The following is a 15991-nucleotide window of genomic DNA, read 5'->3' as shown; positions in this document are numbered from 1 at the left end:
ACATGTCCAAGCACACGCTCTCCGTCCTGGTGGAGAACACGCCCGGCATCCTCGCCCGGATCGCCGCCCTGTTCTCCCGCCGCGGCTTCAACATCGACTCGCTCGCCGTCGGTGTCACCGAGCACCCCGACATCTCCCGCATCACCATCGTGGTCAATGTCGAGGACCTGCCGCTGGAGCAGGTGACCAAGCAGCTCAACAAGCTGGTCAACGTTCTGAAGATCGTCGAACTCGAGCCCGGCGGCGCGATCCAGCGCGAGCTCGTGCTGGTGAAGGTCCGCGCGGACAACGAGACCCGCTCCCAGATCGTCGAGATCGTCCAGCTCTTCCGCGCCAAGACCGTGGACGTCTCGCCCGAGGCGGTCACCATCGAGGCCACCGGTTCGAGTGACAAGCTCGAAGCGATGCTGAAGATGCTGGAGCAGTTCGGCATCAAGGAGCTTGTCCAGTCGGGCACGATCGCCATAGGGCGCGGCGCCCGGTCCATCACGGACCGGTCCCTGCGTGCCCTCGACCGTTCCGCCTAGCGAGACCCCCCGCCTTCATCACCCCCTCCCGCCGTACGGTGGGACGCAAACAGCGTCATTCCAAAGACGTGCACACCAAGGAGATATCCCAGTGGCCGAGCTGTTCTACGACGACGACGCCGACCTGTCCATCATCCAGAACCGCAAGGTCGCGGTCATCGGCTACGGCAGCCAGGGCCACGCCCACGCGCTGTCGCTCCGTGACTCGGGTGTCGACGTCCGCGTCGGTCTGCACGAGGGCTCCAAGTCCAAGGCAAAGGCCGAGGAGCAGGGCCTGCGCGTGGTGACCCCCGCCGAGGCCGCCGCCGAGGCCGACGTCATCATGATCCTCATCCCTGACCCGATCCAGGCCCAGGTCTACGAGGAGTCCATCAAGGGCAACCTGAAGGACGGCGACGCGCTGTTCTTCGCCCATGGCTTCAACGTCCGCTTCGGCTTCATCAAGGCGCCGGCCGGTGTCGACGTGGCCCTGGTCGCCCCGAAGGGCCCCGGCCACCTGGTCCGTCGCCAGTACGAGGAGGGCCGCGGCGTCCCGGCGATCGCCGCCGTCGAGCAGGACGCGACCGGCAGTGCCTTCGCGCTGGCGCTCTCGTACGCCAAGGCCATCGGCGGCACCCGCGCCGGCGTCATCAAGACGACCTTCACCGAGGAGACCGAGACCGACCTGTTCGGTGAGCAGGCCGTCCTCTGCGGTGGCGCCTCCGCGCTGGTCAAGGCGGGCTTCGAGACCCTGACCGAGGCCGGCTACCAGCCTGAGATCGCGTACTTCGAGTGCCTCCACGAGCTGAAGCTGATCGTGGACCTGATGTACGAGGGCGGCCTGGAGAAGATGCGCTGGTCGGTCTCCGAGACCGCCGAGTGGGGCGACTACGTCACCGGCCCCCGCATCATCACGGACCAGACCAAGGCCGAGATGAAGAAGGTCCTCGCCGAGATCCAGGACGGCACCTTCGCCAAGAACTGGATGGACGAGTACCACGGCGGTCTGAAGAAGTACAACGAGTACAAGAAGCAGGACGAGAACCACCTGCTGGAGACCACCGGCAAGGAGCTGCGCAAGCTCATGAGCTGGGTCGACAACGACGAGGCGTAAGCCCGCGGACGGGGGGCCGGGACGAGCCGGTCCCTGCCCCCGTCGTCATGCCGCCGCGCTCCAGCGCTTCTCCACTCTGTCCAGCCACGGACGGGTGATCCTGCCTTGGAGGCGTTAAGACGCACCGGCTTGCACCACTACACTGCTCAACAGACATACGCGTCAGGCCCACAGTGTCGTGCGTCTTCCACGCGGCTAGCCCCCTCCACCGCCTGCGGCCGTCGGGACGGCCGTCCGCACTGGACTTGTGAGGACTCACGTGAGCTCGAAACCTGTCGTACTCATCGCTGAAGAGCTGTCGCCCGCCACCGTCGACGCGCTTGGCTCGGACTTCGAGATCCGGCACTGCAACGGCGCCGATCGCGCGGAGCTGCTCCCGGCCATCGCCGACGTCGACGCGATCCTTGTCCGCAGCGCCACCAAGGTCGACGCCGAGGCCATCGCAGTCGCGAAGAAGCTGCGCGTCGTCGCCCGCGCGGGCGTCGGTCTCGACAATGTCGACGTCTCCGTCGCCACCAAGGCCGGCGTGATGGTCGTCAACGCCCCCACCTCGAACATCGTGACCGCCGCCGAGCTGGCCTGCGGTCTGCTGGTCGCCACCGCGCGCAATATCCCGCAGGCCAACACCGCCCTGAAGAACGGCGAGTGGAAGCGCTCCAAGTACACCGGCGTCGAGCTGAGCGAGAAGATCCTCGGCGTCGTCGGCCTCGGCCGTATCGGCGTCCTGGTCGCGCAGCGGATGTCGGCCTTCGGCATGAAGATCGTCGCGTACGACCCGTATGTACAGCCCGCGCGCGCCGCGCAGATGGGCGTCAAGCTGCTCTCGCTCGACGAGCTGCTCGAGGTCTCCGACTTCGTCACCGTCCACCTGCCGAAGACTCCCGAGACGCTCGGCCTGATCGGCCACGAAGCGCTGCACAAGGTCAAGCCGTCGGTCCGGATCGTCAACGCCGCGCGCGGCGGGATCGTCGACGAGGAGGCGCTGTACTCGGCGCTCAAGGAGGGACGCGTCGCGGGCGCCGGCCTGGATGTGTACGCGAAGGAGCCGTGCACGGACTCCCCGCTGTTCGAGCTGGACCAGGTCGTGTGCACCCCGCACCTCGGCGCGTCCACCGACGAGGCGCAGGAGAAGGCCGGTATCTCCGTCGCCCGCTCGGTCCGTCTCGCGCTCGCCGGTGAGCTCGTGCCCGACGCGGTCAACGTCCAGGGCGGCGTCATCGCCGAGGATGTGCGCCCGGGTCTGCCGCTGGCCGAGAAGCTCGGCCGGATCTTCACCGCCCTGGCGGGCGAGGTCGCGGTCCGGCTCGACGTCGAGGTGTACGGCGAGATCACCCAGCACGACGTCAAGGTGCTCGAACTGTCCGCGCTCAAGGGCGTGTTCGAGGACGTGGTCGACGAGACCGTTTCGTACGTCAACGCCCCGCTGTTCGCGCAGGAGCGCGGCGTGGAGGTCCGGCTGACGACGAGCTCGGAGTCCCCGGACCACCGCAATGTCGTCACCGTCCGCGGCACGCTCTCGGGCGGCGAGGAGGTCGCGGTCTCCGGCACGCTGGCCGGCCCCAAGCACCTCCAGAAGATCGTCGCGATCGGTGACTACGACATCGACCTGGCGCTCGCCGACCACATGGTCGTCCTGCGGTACGAAGACCGTCCCGGCGTCGTCGGCACGGTCGGCCGGATCCTCGGCGAGGCCGGACTGAACATCGCGGGCATGCAGGTCTCGCGCTCGGAGGAGGGTGGCGAGGCGGTGGTCGTGCTGACCGTGGACGACACCGTGCCGCCGTCGGTGCTCACCGAGATCGCGGACGAGATCGGCGCGGCGTCGGCGCGTTCGGTGAACCTCACCGACTGATCCCGGCAGCTCCCGCTCCGCGTACCCGGTTCATAGACGTGCGTCTTACACAAGCGTCTGTGTGCCGGGTACGCTGCTGTCATGGGACATCGTGAGGATCTGCTCGAAGGTGCGAAGCGCTGCCTGCTGGAAAAGGGCTACGCGCGGACGACCGCGCGGGACATCGTCGCCGCCTCCGGCACGAATCTGGCCTCCATCGGCTACCACTACGGCTCGAAGGAGGCGCTCCTCAACCAGGCCTTCCTCGCGGTGACGGAGGAGTGGGGCAATGCGGTCGGCCCGGCGAACAGGCAGGCGCCCGATCTGACGGCGGATCCCCTGGAGCGCTTCGAGAAGACCTGGGAGCAGATCATCGCCGCGTTCGACGCCAGCCGCGCGGTCTGGAAGCTCCAGCTGGAGGTGGTGTCGCGGCTGGACGACGACGACACGCTGCGCGACGCGATCAAGGACCCGCAGAGGGAGGGGCGTTCGGGCATGGCCGAGGCGTTCCTCGGCATGGACCCGCAGGCCGACCCGGAGAAGGCCCGGGTGGCCGGGCTCCTCTACCAGGCGCTGGTGGCGGGCGTGATGATCCAGTGGATGGTCGACCCGGAGACTGCGCCGTCGGCGAAGGATCTGACGCAGGGGCTGCGGGCGATCCTGGAGGACAAGCGCTGAGATGTGCCCCCGCGTCATCCCGGCCGGGCGAAGCGGGACGGCGCCGCGCGAGCCTGGAAGCCGAGGACGGCGGTGCGGTCGATGTCGAGCAGCGCCGACGCTGCGGAAACGTCGTCTATGAAGGACCGCCCCGTGTGCAGCGGCACATCGGAGTTGAAGGACGCTGGTACGCCATGCTCCGGCAGAGTCAACACGAGACGTCAGGCGAATGACCGCGCCCAGCGCGACGTTGGACGTTAGCGAGACCTTGACGAGAACTCCGTCCCGTGCCAGGCGCCGGATCAGCGATCGGCTCGACCCGGCTGCCAGGCCATGGCCGATCCGCTGGGCACCGAGTGGTCCAGCGCCCGCCAGACATGCTCCTCCGGCCCGAACTCGCCCGCCGATGGAGGCTCCGAGCCCGGCGGAGGCGGCCGCTGCTCGCGTGGACGACTTTCACGAAATCGGCCCAGGACATGCCGTCCCCGAGGAAGCGACGTGGCGAGACGGGCAAGTCCACGTGGTCGATTCCCTGTGAGCGTTGTTCGGAGTGGACGTCGCTCAGGAAGCCACGCGGATCGGTCGGCATCACCTTCGGCCGGTCGTCCTTGTCCGCCGGTGAGTGTCGAAGAACTCTTCTCTGAAATGTGGCCTTCTGCTGGCGAGGCACAGGGCTCCCCTCTTCCGCTCCTCGGGCTCCAGGTGCAGATGCGGATGCGGGATCACGGCGCTTTTCGCAGGAGTAGTTTGATCCAGCGCTGGAGACTGGCGGAGGAGTCCACCTCGTCCTCAGTCCAGGTCCTGACGACTTCGAATCCGCTGCTGTGGGCAAGGGTCTTGAGTTCGTCGAGCTGGTAGAAAAAGAAGTGGCGGATCGGTGAACCGTGTCCGGCTATGGGCAGTGCGACGTGACCCGTGCCCTCTTTGACGGAAATCTGCGACAGTCCGCCGGGCTTCAGTACCCGGTGGAACTCGAGAAGTGATGCAAGGAATTCGGCGGGCGGCATATGGAGGAGGACCGCAGAGCACCAAACGGCGCCGACTGTGGCGTCCGGCAGAGGAACCGACCGGACATCGCCTGATACGGTCCGCAGCCGTGGGTGTGCTGGGGTCATAGAGAGAAGGGGGAGGCATGCGTCCAGAGCCAGCACTTCGCTGCCCTGCAATGCGAAGCGGAGGGAGTCACGGCCTGCGCCTGATCCCGCGTCCAGGACGACTCGGCTGGTCGACCGGGACATCTCGGCGATTTCGGATGGGAGTGTGGAGCCCGGCGTAAACATGCTTGTCCTTCGGGCATATTTCTCCGCGGCGCTTCCATATGCGAGCAACGTCTCATGGATGAGGAGTCCCGCGTCCTGGTCCTCTGCTCCTCCGAGGGACTCTGCCGTCCTCCGGGAGTTGGAGAGGCAGAGGGGTGCGGCCCAGTGCCAGAGGTCCGAATGCTCGAGCAGTCCCGCCCAGACGCGCCTGGCGTACTGAGAAGGTAATTTCGGATCGACCATGACCTTTGTCTCGTTTTCACGTGCAGAAGTAGTAGTTCCGTCTCTTTTCGGCGGCACGGGCCGGTTCGGCCGACCTGGCTACCCGATGGCTCCCTGACGGCACAAAGGATCCCATCCACTCATTCTTCGTCATCGGGAAGGATACAGGAGCCGCCCGGTTGGGATTCATTTCCGCGGGATTTGTGTTCGACAAAAACGACGAAGTGTCCGAAGGTTTGCCGTCGCCGGTCACGGTGGATCCGCCTCATCGCACTTCGTCGTGCATCTTGCACGGGCCGTCGGTATGCAAACCGATCACCCAGTATCACCTCTCGCCTGTGACGGACCGGCGCTCGCGTGCATAGTCAAATATCATCAGCAGTACCGGGACTATCAGCGCCATCAGAAATTCGACCGTCGACAGCTTCCGGGTGATGAGCAGGGCCAGGGGCACCCCGGTGGCAATCGCGGACGTCAACCACAGCAAGACTGTGATCCATTTTGAGCGGAGCCAGTCGAACAGCGCGTTCTTGATTAGCAGTCTTCTGGTGAGCCGTTGCTCCGAATTCTCGTTCTGAATGATGACGCAGCCGGGGAAGAGGAGGGTGGCTCTGCTGTTGGGCGTGGTGAAAATGGCCGATCGTGCGAGAGTCAACGCGGATACGAAGGGCCAGATCGCCCAGATCGACGGTCTCACCGGACTTCGCGGTAATTCCCAATGGCCGCCATCCTGTTGAGTGTCCAGTATCCCCTGGATCGCGTTGAATAACTTCGCCCGCAATGGGTCGACCGAGCCCGTCGACAGAACGGCGGTGATGGCAAGGGGACCGGCGAAGTGTGGCAGGGAATTCTGGAAGACGACGGTCGTGTCACCTTGCGGGTAAGGAACGTCGTACTCCTCGACCGTAGTGCTTCGCTCGACGTGTACCCCTGGCTCCAACTTCTCCATCAGCCATTCCGTCGTCTGGCGAATGGTGTTCACGCTCAACGCTCCAGGGATATTGGTGAGAGCCATGAGTGCGAAGCTGGTATGCACGAGAGTCGCCTCGGAGCCGGGCGTGGGGCCCCAGGCGGGCATGCTCGGACTCTGTGCGTCGATCAGCCATCTCTGTGCATTGGAGAGAGCTGTTCGGTCGCCGCCGCACTCGTGCAGAGCGAGCATGTTGAGGGCCGTGAGGAATACGCGTGACGGCTGCCCGAGGTGCGATCCCCAGCCGAAGTCGATGTTCTGGTTGTTCTTTATCCACTCGGCGCCGCGCCGCAGGCTTTCTCCGCCCCTGAGCGGGCCGACTTCCGGGCGGCTGAGGGCCCGGACGACCCATGCCGTCGCCTCGGCCACCGGAAAGCCGTTAGTGGTCCGGACCGACCAGCCGCCATCGCTGCGATCGTCCGAAGTTCTCTGCTGACTGATCAGATAGCGGAGTACGTCCGGCGTCCGCTCGAATGTTGCCCCGGGAAGGCTGAACGCGTACAGGCCGACGGCCGAAGCCGTGACACCCGGATTGGGATCGTCCAGGTAGTGGTACCAACCCGATGCGCCCTCCACCGCCCGGAAGTTGCGCCGCAGGCAAGCGTGCGCACGATCGATCGCCTCGGTCAGGGCGGCGCCGGAAAGGTCTGCGGTCGAGCGCACCATCGGAGTACCCCCAACTACGGTGGTCAACTATCATGCCCCGGCCGTCATGTGATGATTCGTCGATTGGCTGTTTTGAGCCCGCGGACCCGGCGGGACGTTTCCTAAAACCGGGCGGCCTTGAGCGCCATGTGCAGCAGCAGCCGGTCCTCGCCCTCCGCCAGGTCAAGTCCGGTGAGCTGCTCGACGCGGGAGAGCCGGTAGTAGAGCGTCTGCCGGTGGATGCCGAGGGCGGCCGCCGTACGGCCCGCCTGGCCCGCGTTGTCGAGGAACACCTCGGCGGTGCGGGCCAGTTCGGTGTGCGAGCGGTCGAGCAGTTCGCGTACGGCGGGGTCGTGCGCGGAGTCCGCGCGCAGCGCGGTCAGCATGCGGTACGGGCCGATCGCCGCCCACTCGGCGACGGGCCCGAGCCGAGGCTGGGCCCGGGCGGCGCGGGCCGCGGAAGTCGCCTCCAGCCAGGCGGTGTTGAGGTCGGCGAGACCGCGGCGCGGGGCGGCGACTCCGGCGGTCGCCGCGTCCCCGCCCGCCATGGCGCGGAGCCGGTCCGCGGCGGTGACGGCGGGCGCGAGGGCGTCGGCCGAGCGGAGCCGTACGAGTACGGCGAGGGCATGGCCGGTGTCGTGGGGGTCGTCGGAGCCGTCGATGCCGCCGCTCCCGGGGCTTGCGGCTCCGCCCGCGCCGCCGCCGGGCGCTCCGGTTCGGCCGGTTGTGCCGCTCCAGGGAGCCCCGGCTCCGCCGGTGTCCGAGTCAGGGCTCACCGCTCGGCTGTCCGCGCTCCCGCCGGCGCCGAGCTGCCCGGCCCGGGCACCGCCGCCCACTCCGCACGACACCGTGCACAGCGCCGCCGCCCCGAGCAGGGAGCGGGACGACGGGGCGTCTGGCATTGTCCAGGGGGTCACGCACACCACCGCATGCAGGCCGTCCGCGGACGCGCCGCCCAGAGCCGTGCGCAGTGCCGACACCGCCATGTCGTACTGCCAGCCGTGCTCCGCCGTCAGCACCGCGCGGAACTCCCGGGACAGATCCGCGCCCGCCCGCTCCTCGTCCGCGAGCAGCGTGCCGATCCTCGCCGTGACCTCCATCGCCGCCGCCAGCTGCGCCTCGGTCGGGCCCGGGGACGCGTCGAGCAGCCATACGTAACCCAGCACGATGCCCCGGTGGCGTACGGGAAGACAGATCCGGTCCCGGAAGACCCCCGCGTCCGGGGCGGCTGGGATCCGGACCGGGCCCGTCGCGCGTGCGATGCCGAAGCCCTCGAACCAGGCGCGGACCGCCGGCGTCGACTTCCGGGTCAGGATCGAGCGGGTCCTGACCGGGTCCATCGCGGTGTCGTCGTCGCTGTCGTGCGCGCCGAAGGCGATCAGCCCGAAGTCGCGGTTCTCCAGCGTCGCGGGTACGGCCAGCAGCGCCGAGATCTCGTCGACCAGGTCTTGGTAATCGCCCTTCACCCGGACATTCTCGCACCTCCTTCAGACATATGTCTGAGATCCGGGCCACGGATGCGTGACAGCTGTCGATGGCACAGGATCGGAGCGATCCTTAGGTTTCACGGTGGTTCTTCGTGCCGTTCCCGATTCGTTCGGTTCCGGCCTCCTTCTGCCCCTGTTTCCGTGGAGGTGCCCCGTGCTGGGTCCCGTGATCCTCGCCGCTTCCCGCAGCGACAAGATGCGCCGCTTCGTCTCGGCCGCCCCGGGGACCAAGCAGGTCGTCGCCCGGTTCATCGCCGGTGAAACGGTTGAGCAGGTCATCCCGATCGTGAAGGAGACCGTCGCCAAGGGCCTCGAGGTCACCCTGGACGTCGTGGGCGAGGACATCACCACGCGCGATCAGGCCTACGCCGCCCGCGACGCCTACATGGAACTGATCGAGTACCTCGAAGACCTCGGCCTGGGCGCGAAGGCCGAGATGTCGGTCAAGCTGTCGATGTTCGGCCAGTGCCTGGAAATCGAGGGGGGCGAGCCCGCAGGGCTCTCGGCCAAGGGTGGTGGCGGGCGACGGGCGGGACACGAGCTGGCGCTCGCCAACATCCGCCCCGTCGTCGAGGCCGCCGCCTCCATCGGCACCACGGTCACGCTGGACGCCGAGGACCACACCACCCTCGACTCGATGTTCGCCATCCACGAGGAGCTGCGGAAGGACTACCCGCAGACCGGCTGCGTGATCCAGGCATACCTGTTCCGCACCGAGGACGATGCCCGCCGCCTCGCCGCGGCCGGAAGCCGCGTCCGCATCGTGAAGGGCGCCTACAAGGAGCCCTCGACCGTCGCGTACCAGGACAAGGCCGAGATCGACAAGGCGTACGTCCGCATCCTGAAGATCCTGATGGAGGGCGACGGCTACCCGATGATCGGGTCCCACGATCCGCGCCTCATTGCCGTCACACAGGAGCTCGCGCGCCGCGCCGGGCGCAAACTGGATGAGTACGAGTTCCAGATGCTGTACGGGATCCGCAGCGACGAGCACCTCCGGCTCGCGGCCGAGGGTCACCGGATGCGCGTCTACACGGCGTACGGCACCGACTGGTACGGCTACTTCATGCGCCGTCTCGCCGAGAAGCCGGCCAATCTGCTGTTCTTCCTGCGCTCGATGATCACCAAGGGCTGAGCCCTCCCACCCCTCACAAAGGAGTATCGGAACTCATGGACGCTGTGACCCAGGTCCCCGCCCCGGTCAACGAGCCGGTGCACAGCTACGCTCCCGGCAGCCCCGAGCGCGCCCGCCTGGAGGCCAAGCTCAAGGAACTGTCCGAGAACCCGATCGAGCTGCCGATGACGATCGGCGGCGTGAAGCGGATGGGCGGCGGCGAGCGCTTCGACGTCGTACAGCCGCACAACCACAAGGCCGTCATCGGCACCTTCGGCGGCGCCACGCAGCAGGACGCGCAGGACGCGGTCGACGCCGCGCTGGCCGCCGCGCCCGCGTGGCGCGCGATGTCCTTCGACGACCGCGCCGCGATCATCCTGCGCGCGGCCGAGCTGCTGGCAGGACCGTGGCGCGAGACGCTCGCCGCCTCGACCATGCTGGGTCAGTCGAAGACCGTGCAGCAGGCCGAGATCGACACCCCCTGCGAGCTTGTCGACTTCTGGCGCTTCAACGTCAAGTACGCGCGTGATCTGCTCGCCGAGCAGCCGCCGGCCAACTCGCCTGGCGTGTGGAACCGTCTGGACCACCGCCCGCTCGAGGGCTTCGTCTACGCGATCACGCCGTTCAACTTCACCGCGATCGCGGGCAACCTGCCCACCGCCCCCGCCCTGATGGGCAATGTGGTGGTCTGGAAGCCGTCCCCGACCCAGACTCACGCGGCCGTTCTGCTGATGCAGCTGCTGGAGGAGGCGGGCCTGCCCAAGGGCGTCATCAACCTGGTGACGGGCGACGGCATCGCCGTTTCCGAGGTGGCACTGAACCACCCCGAGCTGGCCGGCATCCACTTCACCGGCTCGACCAAGACCTTCCAGCACCTGTGGAAGACGGTCGGCAACAACATCGAGAAGTACCGCTCCTACCCCCGCATCGTCGGCGAGTCCGGCGGCAAGGACTTCGTCGTCGCCCACCCGAGCGCCGACCGTGCCGCGCTGAAGACCGCGCTGACCCGCGGCTCCTTCGAATTCCAGGGCCAGAAGTGCTCGGCGTCCTCGCGTGCGTATGTCCCCGCCTCGATCTGGAATTCCGGCTTCAAGGAGGAGTTCGCGGCCGAGGTCGACGCCATCAAGATGGGTGACGTCACAGACCTGACGAACTTCATCGGCGCCGTGATCGACGAGCGCGCCTTCGCCAAGAACAAGGCCGCGATCGACCGTGCGAAGGAAGACCCGACCTGCACGATCGTCGCGGGCGGAACGTACGACGACTCGGTCGGCTACTTCGTCCGCCCGACGGTCGTCGAGTGCTCGGACCCGGGCAACGAGGTCTTCACGACCGAGTACTTCGGCCCGTTCCTCGCGGTGCACGTGTATGAGGACGACGAGTACGACGCGATGCTGGAGCAGATGGAGTCGGTGTCCGCGTACGCACTGACCGGTGCGGTCATCGCGAACGACCGAGCAGCGGCGGCGTACACGATGGAGAAGCTGCGGTACGCCGCGGGCAACTTCTACATCAACGACAAGTCGACCGGCGCCGTCGTCGGCCAGCAGCCCTTCGGCGGCGGCCGTGCGTCCGGCACGAACGACAAGGCGGGCGCCCCGCAGAACCTGATGCGCTGGACGCTGACCCGCGCGATCAAGGAGACGCTGGTCCCGCCGACGGACTACTCGTACCCGCACATGGGCTGACGTTCAGCTCCCTGAACCCCGCCCCCGTCCCGGCCCCCATGCCGGACGGGGGCGGTCCACGTCCGGCGGGTCTACGCTGCTTCAAGGGGGCGCCGGAAGGAGGGCGTGATGCCTGGTTCCACGACGCTGGGTGGCGGCCACGGGGTCGACTCGATCGAGCACACCGATGCCGTGCGACTGGCTTCCGTGCTACGGGAGATGAGCGGGCTGCTGGCGGTGGACGGGCCGAACCGGCTCACGGATGCGCAGGTCAGCGCATTGTGCGGCGGACAGGTGCATCACCGGCAGGAGTTCAGCGAGTGGATCGCCCGGGTTGCCCGGGAGCTGAGCCAGAAGGTCTCGGCGTAGCCGGGTCCGCCTCGGCGAGGCGCTTGATCGCCGAGAGCCGGTTGTCCCACTCGGAGGCGACACGGTCCATCCAGCGGGCGGTGACGCCGAGCCGCGCGGGCAGGACGGTATAGCGCGCCTCGCGGCCCTCCCGGTGGCCGGCCACCAGACCGGCCCGGGTCAGGACCGCGAGGTGCTTGACGATCGCCTGCCGACTGACAGGCAGCTCCGTCGCCAGGACTGTCGCTGTCGCCTCGCCGTGCGCGGCGATGGCGTCGAGTATCCGGCGGCGGGTCGGGTCCGCCAGCGCCGACAGGACCTCTGTGACGGCGTCCTGGTCCGTACTCCGGTCCGCGGCCTGGTCCGCGCCCGGGCCGGGGTCGCGGCTGTCCGTGTCCCGGCCTGCGTCCTCCGTCATGCCGCGAGCCGCTCCGCGTACTGCTTGATGTTCTCGGCCTGTTCGGTCCAGCCGCGCGAGTGGCTCTCGTACCCAGCCGTGTCGACCCTGTCCGCGGGGATGTCGAGGTCGGCGAAGCCGGTCTCCACCACGCGCAGACGGGTGCCGTCGCCGTCCGGGGTGAGAGTGAACTCCACCAGGGTGGAGTTGCCCTCGGCGGCCTGCTCACCGGGGAAGGCGCTCGCCCAGCGGTACGAGAAGTGGTTCGGCGGGTCCACCTTCACGATCGTCGTCGGGAACTGTCCGTACTTCCCGTGGTCGAAGAGCATCGTGCCTCCCGGGCGCAGGTCGACCGGGGTCGGCTTGCCCTGTCCGAACCACGATCCGACGTGCTCCGGCTCCGTGAGCACCGCCCAAACGCGCTCGACGGGCGCGGCGATGGTGATCTCTCGTTCGATCCGGTCCTCGCTCATGATCTTCAGCTTTCTGCTCGGCTATGACGTGCTACCCAATGGTTGCACGTCATAGCCGGGAAGTGCAACCCATCGGTTGCGCGATTCTCTGTGCTAACGGTCGCAGGTCGTGCGGCCCGGATGCCAGGGGCAGGCTGTCGCCGCGAAGCCGCCGTCCGCCACCACGCCGATCTCCAGCGTCGCACCGCCGCGGGCCACCTTCGCCGTCCGGACCAGGCCCGCCGGACCGTCCGTGACCGTCTCGACCAGCCAGCTGCCCCGGCCGATCCGCAGCGGTACGGCGGCGGTGCGGGCCGCGCCCGCGTAAGTACCGCCGATGAACCAGCGCGCACCGGCGCGCCGCGCCACCACCGCGCCGCTGCCCGGTTCGCCCGCCAGCAGCCGGGTCTCGTCCCATGCCGCCGGGAGCTGCTCCAGGAAGCGGCGCGCCTCCGGGCGGGCGTCGTACGACTCGGGCGTTCCCGCGAGGTTCTGGATGCCGGACTCGTACAGCACCGACAGGCCCAACTCGCCTGCGTCGGAGGCTGCGTTGGGGCGGGTCGGGCGGTGGAAGGCGCCGGGCGTGAAGTCCATCGAGCCGATGACGTTCCTGGTGAAGGGGAGGATCGTGAGGTGCTCGGCGGTGTTGACGCGCTTCTCCTCGCCGTTGACACCCTCCAGCGTCATCACGTGCGGCCAGGTGCGCTGGATGCCCTTGGGGATCGTGGAGCCGTGGAAGTTGACGAGCAGATGGTGCTCGGCGGTGGCGGGGAGGATCGCGTCGTACCAGCGCAGCCGCTCCTGCGCCTCCGAGTCCATGAAGTCGATCTTCACGCCTTTGACGTCCCATTTCTCCAGTGTGGGCAGCCATTGCTCGCGCTCCTCGGCGGTGTCGAGGTCGCGGTGGTGGATCCAGACCTGGATGTCGACGTTCTTCGCGCGTGCGTAGCGCACCAGCTCCGGAATCCAGCTGTTCTGCCGCCAGTTGGGGTCGGTGACGTCCCACCGTGCCGGGTCGAAGTACCAGCCGGCGTCGACGACGGTGTACGGCCAGCCGCGCTCGGCGGCGTAGTCCACGTACCCCTTCTGCATGCTCAGGCTCTGCCCGGCGGGGCGGCCGCCGGCCAGCCAGGTCCACAGGGCGGGTCCTGGCTCGATCCAGGAGGTGTCACGGATGCGGGAGGCGGGCGCGAGGTCGTCGGTGAAGGTGGACTCGGTGACGTCCGCGAGGCTGCCGGTGACCACCGCGCGCCAGGGGGTGCTGAGCCGGCCGCCGGTGACCTGGACCTGCTCGTCCCAGAGCCTCACGCCGTAGGTGGGGGAGTCGGCCGCATGGGTGAGGCGGGCGGCCGAGTAGGAGCCGGTGAGGTCGGACTCGGCGATCAGCGCATAGCCGCCGGGTGTCCTGAACAGCGCCTGCATCATGTACTCGTCGGCGGGCGCGGAGGTGGCGGCGTGGTGGGTGAAGAGGTTCTCGTTGTCCCGCCGGTACTTCCCGAGCCAGGCGTCGGCGCCGTCGGGCAGCGTGAAGGCGGACGCCTCGCCGAGGATGTTCCCGGTGTCGCCGGTGTCGGGAAGGCTGTAGCGGTAGGCGACGCCGTCCCGGGAGGCCCGGACGGCCAGCTCGAGCCGCGCGCCGTCGGCGGTACGGAACCGGAAGAGGGCCTCGCGCATCTGGACGTGGCGGGTGCGGTCCTTGCCCGCGGCTGTCCGGTAGTACTCGGAGACGGTGCGGTCGCTGCGCCCGAGGTACGTCAACCCGCTGGAAAGATCGGCTCTTTCGGTACGGATGCCGAGGGGGGACGGCTCGATGACGGTCTTGCCGTCACGCTCTATGGCGAGGGTGAGTGTCCCTGTGCCGGGTGCGAGGGCGAGCCTGGCGGTCGGTCCGATGTGGTTCCGCACGGTCCAGGTGGGGCTCTTGGCCTGGGCCGGGGTGGAGGCGAGCAGCGCGGCGGCGAGCGCGCCGCAGAGTACGAGGGCGAAGGTGCGGATCCGGTGCGGTAATGCCACGAGTGCCTCCTGGAGCGTCGTCCGATGCACAGTCATCCGATGACCGGGAGGATGGGTGCGAGTTGAGTGACCGTCAAGGCTTCTGACGCCCTGGACATCGGATCAATCGCAGGCTCGTGTCGAGCTGATGGGGGCGGCGGTGCCAGAGTGGGGCGTATGACCCAGCCGCTGCGCGCCGCCCACACCTACCAGCTCTCCCCGGCCGAACTGGCCGAGATCCGCGCACTGATGGACGACGCCTTCGAGGGCGACTTCGGCGACGAGGACTGGGACCACTCGCTCGGCGGCCTCCATGCGCTGGTACGCGACGACAAGGGCATCGCCGCGCACGGCAGCGTGATCATGCGCCGGGTGCTGTACGGGGGCCGCTCATACCGCATCGGCTACATCGAGGCGATGGCCGTACGCCCCGACTGCCGCAGGCAAGGGCTCGGCAGCCGGGTGATGGCGGAGCTGGAACGGGTCGTCGACGGCGCGTACGAGTTCGGCGCGCTGTCAGCGTCCGACGACGGCGCCCAGTTGTACCGGACGCGCGGCTGGCAGCTGTGGCAGGGCCGGGTCGAGGCGCTCGGCCCGGACGGGGTGGTGCACCTCCCGGACGAGGAGGACTCCACATATCTGCGCCCCGCCGCGGGCCGTCCACTGCCGCAGCCCCCTGCCGCGCTGCTCTTCGACTGGCGAGACGGGGACGTGTTGTAGCTCCAGCGCCTCAGTCGCTGACCCGTCCGGCAGACTCGACCAGCATCTTTCCCAGGTTCCCACCCCTCAGCATGGGCCGCGGCTGCCGCCCTCGGCATGAACCCAGTCGGCGGTGTCCCACTCGGTGCGGGCCGGCGAGCGCAAGATCGCCGCGGTGCTCTTCGACCGCGGGCGGCAGGGCGCGACCCCGGCCGCCGCAGGTGCGGGTGGTGCGGGAGCTGGGGCGAGGCACCGCGGGCGAGGCCGCCGACGGGCACGCCGACCTGGGCATCGCGACGTCGCCGTCTCAGATAGTAGGAAGTCCGAGTAATTGTGGAGACAGAAGCGCGTACCTGTCCTAGCTTTGTAGAAGCCGAACGTCTCGCTCGATCCAGCGAATGGCGGTCGTGAGCCAGTGCCCGAAGCAGGCAACCCCTGCGGCCCGGCTCCCCGCCCCTTCCGGCGCCTCGAAATCATTTCTGATCTCAAGGAGTCGATCACCATGCCCGAGACGACCGTCCGCCGCGTCCGTCACACCGCCCGTTCGAGCGAGGCTGAGCGCAAGAATGCCGCCGCCGCCCTGCAGCGAGCCCTCGACCGCAGGGACAACGGCGGCTCCACCGGCCACTGA

The 15991-nt window shown here is 68.3% G+C and carries 16 protein-coding genes and 1 pseudogene; 10 read left to right on the top strand and 7 right to left on the bottom strand.

Annotation, left to right across the window (positions count from 1 at the left end; genetic code table 11):
• The first annotated feature begins 2 nt into the window (after positions 1-2).
• The 4 genes from ilvN to ACZ3H8_RS31160 all read left to right on the top strand — a co-directional run bounded on the left by ilvN (position 3) and on the right by ACZ3H8_RS31160 (position 4129).
• Positions 3-527 (top strand): acetolactate synthase small subunit, encoded by a 525-nt coding sequence (ilvN, locus tag ACZ3H8_RS31175; RefSeq protein ID WP_005311534.1) that lies wholly within the window; start codon positions 3-5, stop codon positions 525-527.
• Positions 505-1620, top strand: a complete 1116-nt coding sequence (gene ilvC, locus ACZ3H8_RS31170) for a ketol-acid reductoisomerase (protein WP_467407534.1) — start codon at positions 505-507, stop codon at positions 1618-1620. The genes ilvN and ilvC overlap by 23 nt, the downstream gene beginning before the upstream one ends.
• 259 nt (positions 1621-1879) lie before the next feature.
• Entirely contained in the window at positions 1880-3472 is a 1593-nt protein-coding gene (gene serA / locus ACZ3H8_RS31165) for a phosphoglycerate dehydrogenase (RefSeq protein ID WP_467407533.1), read from the top strand.
• 81 nt (positions 3473-3553) lie between these two features.
• Positions 3554-4129: a TetR/AcrR family transcriptional regulator gene (locus ACZ3H8_RS31160; RefSeq protein WP_467407531.1), complete on the top strand. Its 576-nt coding sequence runs from the start codon at positions 3554-3556 to the stop codon at positions 4127-4129.
• A gap of 14 nt (positions 4130-4143) precedes the next feature.
• Here ACZ3H8_RS31160 and ACZ3H8_RS31155 read toward each other — a convergent pair whose 3' ends face one another.
• The 4 genes from ACZ3H8_RS31155 to ACZ3H8_RS31140 all read right to left on the bottom strand — a co-directional run bounded on the left by ACZ3H8_RS31155 (position 4144) and on the right by ACZ3H8_RS31140 (position 8670).
• Positions 4144-4323 (bottom strand): hypothetical protein, encoded by a 180-nt coding sequence (locus ACZ3H8_RS31155; protein WP_467407530.1) that lies wholly within the window; start codon positions 4321-4323, stop codon positions 4144-4146.
• Between the two features lie 507 nt (positions 4324-4830).
• The gene (locus ACZ3H8_RS31150; RefSeq protein ID WP_467407650.1) at positions 4831-5388 is read right to left on the bottom strand and encodes a class I SAM-dependent methyltransferase; all 558 of its coding nucleotides are present in this window, start codon (positions 5386-5388) and stop codon (positions 4831-4833) included.
• Positions 5389-5914: 526 nt separating this feature from the next.
• The gene (locus tag ACZ3H8_RS31145; protein ID WP_467407529.1) at positions 5915-7225 is read right to left on the bottom strand and encodes a prenyltransferase/squalene oxidase repeat-containing protein; all 1311 of its coding nucleotides are present in this window, start codon (positions 7223-7225) and stop codon (positions 5915-5917) included.
• A 101-nt stretch (positions 7226-7326) separates the two neighbouring features.
• Positions 7327-8670, bottom strand: a complete 1344-nt coding sequence (locus ACZ3H8_RS31140) for a PucR family transcriptional regulator (RefSeq protein WP_467407527.1) — start codon at positions 8668-8670, stop codon at positions 7327-7329.
• A gap of 175 nt (positions 8671-8845) precedes the next feature.
• On the opposite strand from ACZ3H8_RS31140, the gene ACZ3H8_RS31135 reads away from it, so the two are divergent.
• The 3 genes from ACZ3H8_RS31135 to ACZ3H8_RS31125 all read left to right on the top strand — a co-directional run bounded on the left by ACZ3H8_RS31135 (position 8846) and on the right by ACZ3H8_RS31125 (position 11841).
• Positions 8846-9826, top strand: a complete 981-nt coding sequence (locus tag ACZ3H8_RS31135; protein WP_467407526.1) for a proline dehydrogenase family protein — start codon at positions 8846-8848, stop codon at positions 9824-9826.
• A gap of 35 nt (positions 9827-9861) precedes the next feature.
• The gene (gene pruA, locus ACZ3H8_RS31130; protein ID WP_467407524.1) at positions 9862-11493 is read left to right on the top strand and encodes an L-glutamate gamma-semialdehyde dehydrogenase; all 1632 of its coding nucleotides are present in this window, start codon (positions 9862-9864) and stop codon (positions 11491-11493) included.
• A 108-nt stretch (positions 11494-11601) separates the two neighbouring features.
• Positions 11602-11841, top strand: a complete 240-nt coding sequence (locus ACZ3H8_RS31125; protein ID WP_356223594.1) for a hypothetical protein — start codon at positions 11602-11604, stop codon at positions 11839-11841.
• Here ACZ3H8_RS31125 and ACZ3H8_RS31120 read toward each other — a convergent pair.
• From ACZ3H8_RS31120 to ACZ3H8_RS31110, 3 genes are all read right to left on the bottom strand, one after another.
• Positions 11786-12136 carry an ArsR/SmtB family transcription factor gene (locus tag ACZ3H8_RS31120; RefSeq protein ID WP_467407648.1) on the bottom strand — a complete coding sequence of 117 codons (351 nt, stop codon included), beginning with the start codon at positions 12134-12136 and terminating at the stop codon, positions 11786-11788. The genes ACZ3H8_RS31125 and ACZ3H8_RS31120 overlap by 56 nt on opposite strands.
• Positions 12137-12234: 98 nt before the next feature.
• Positions 12235-12690, bottom strand: coding sequence for an SRPBCC family protein (locus ACZ3H8_RS31115; protein ID WP_467407523.1), 456 nt, complete (start codon positions 12688-12690; stop codon positions 12235-12237).
• Positions 12691-12783: 93 nt separating this feature from the next.
• Entirely contained in the window at positions 12784-14718 is a 1935-nt protein-coding gene (locus tag ACZ3H8_RS31110; RefSeq protein WP_467407521.1) for a glycoside hydrolase family 97 protein, read from the bottom strand.
• A gap of 120 nt (positions 14719-14838) precedes the next feature.
• Here ACZ3H8_RS31110 and ACZ3H8_RS31105 point away from each other — a divergent pair, with 120 nt between their 5' ends.
• From ACZ3H8_RS31105 to ACZ3H8_RS31095, 3 genes and pseudogenes are all read left to right on the top strand, one after another.
• Entirely contained in the window at positions 14839-15381 is a 543-nt protein-coding gene (locus tag ACZ3H8_RS31105) for a GNAT family N-acetyltransferase (protein ID WP_467407520.1), read from the top strand.
• 78 nt (positions 15382-15459) lie between these two features.
• Positions 15460-15680 (top strand): annotated as a pseudogene (locus ACZ3H8_RS31100) (helix-turn-helix domain-containing protein); the annotation flags it as partial.
• 182 nt (positions 15681-15862) lie between these two features.
• Entirely contained in the window at positions 15863-15991 is a 129-nt protein-coding gene (locus tag ACZ3H8_RS31095) for a hypothetical protein (RefSeq protein WP_307660919.1), read from the top strand.

The organism is Streptomyces sp. NPDC002868 (genome assembly GCF_055563295.1).
The sequence above is the reverse complement of the archived record's forward strand: the minus strand, read 5'-3'. Positions and strand labels throughout refer to the sequence as shown.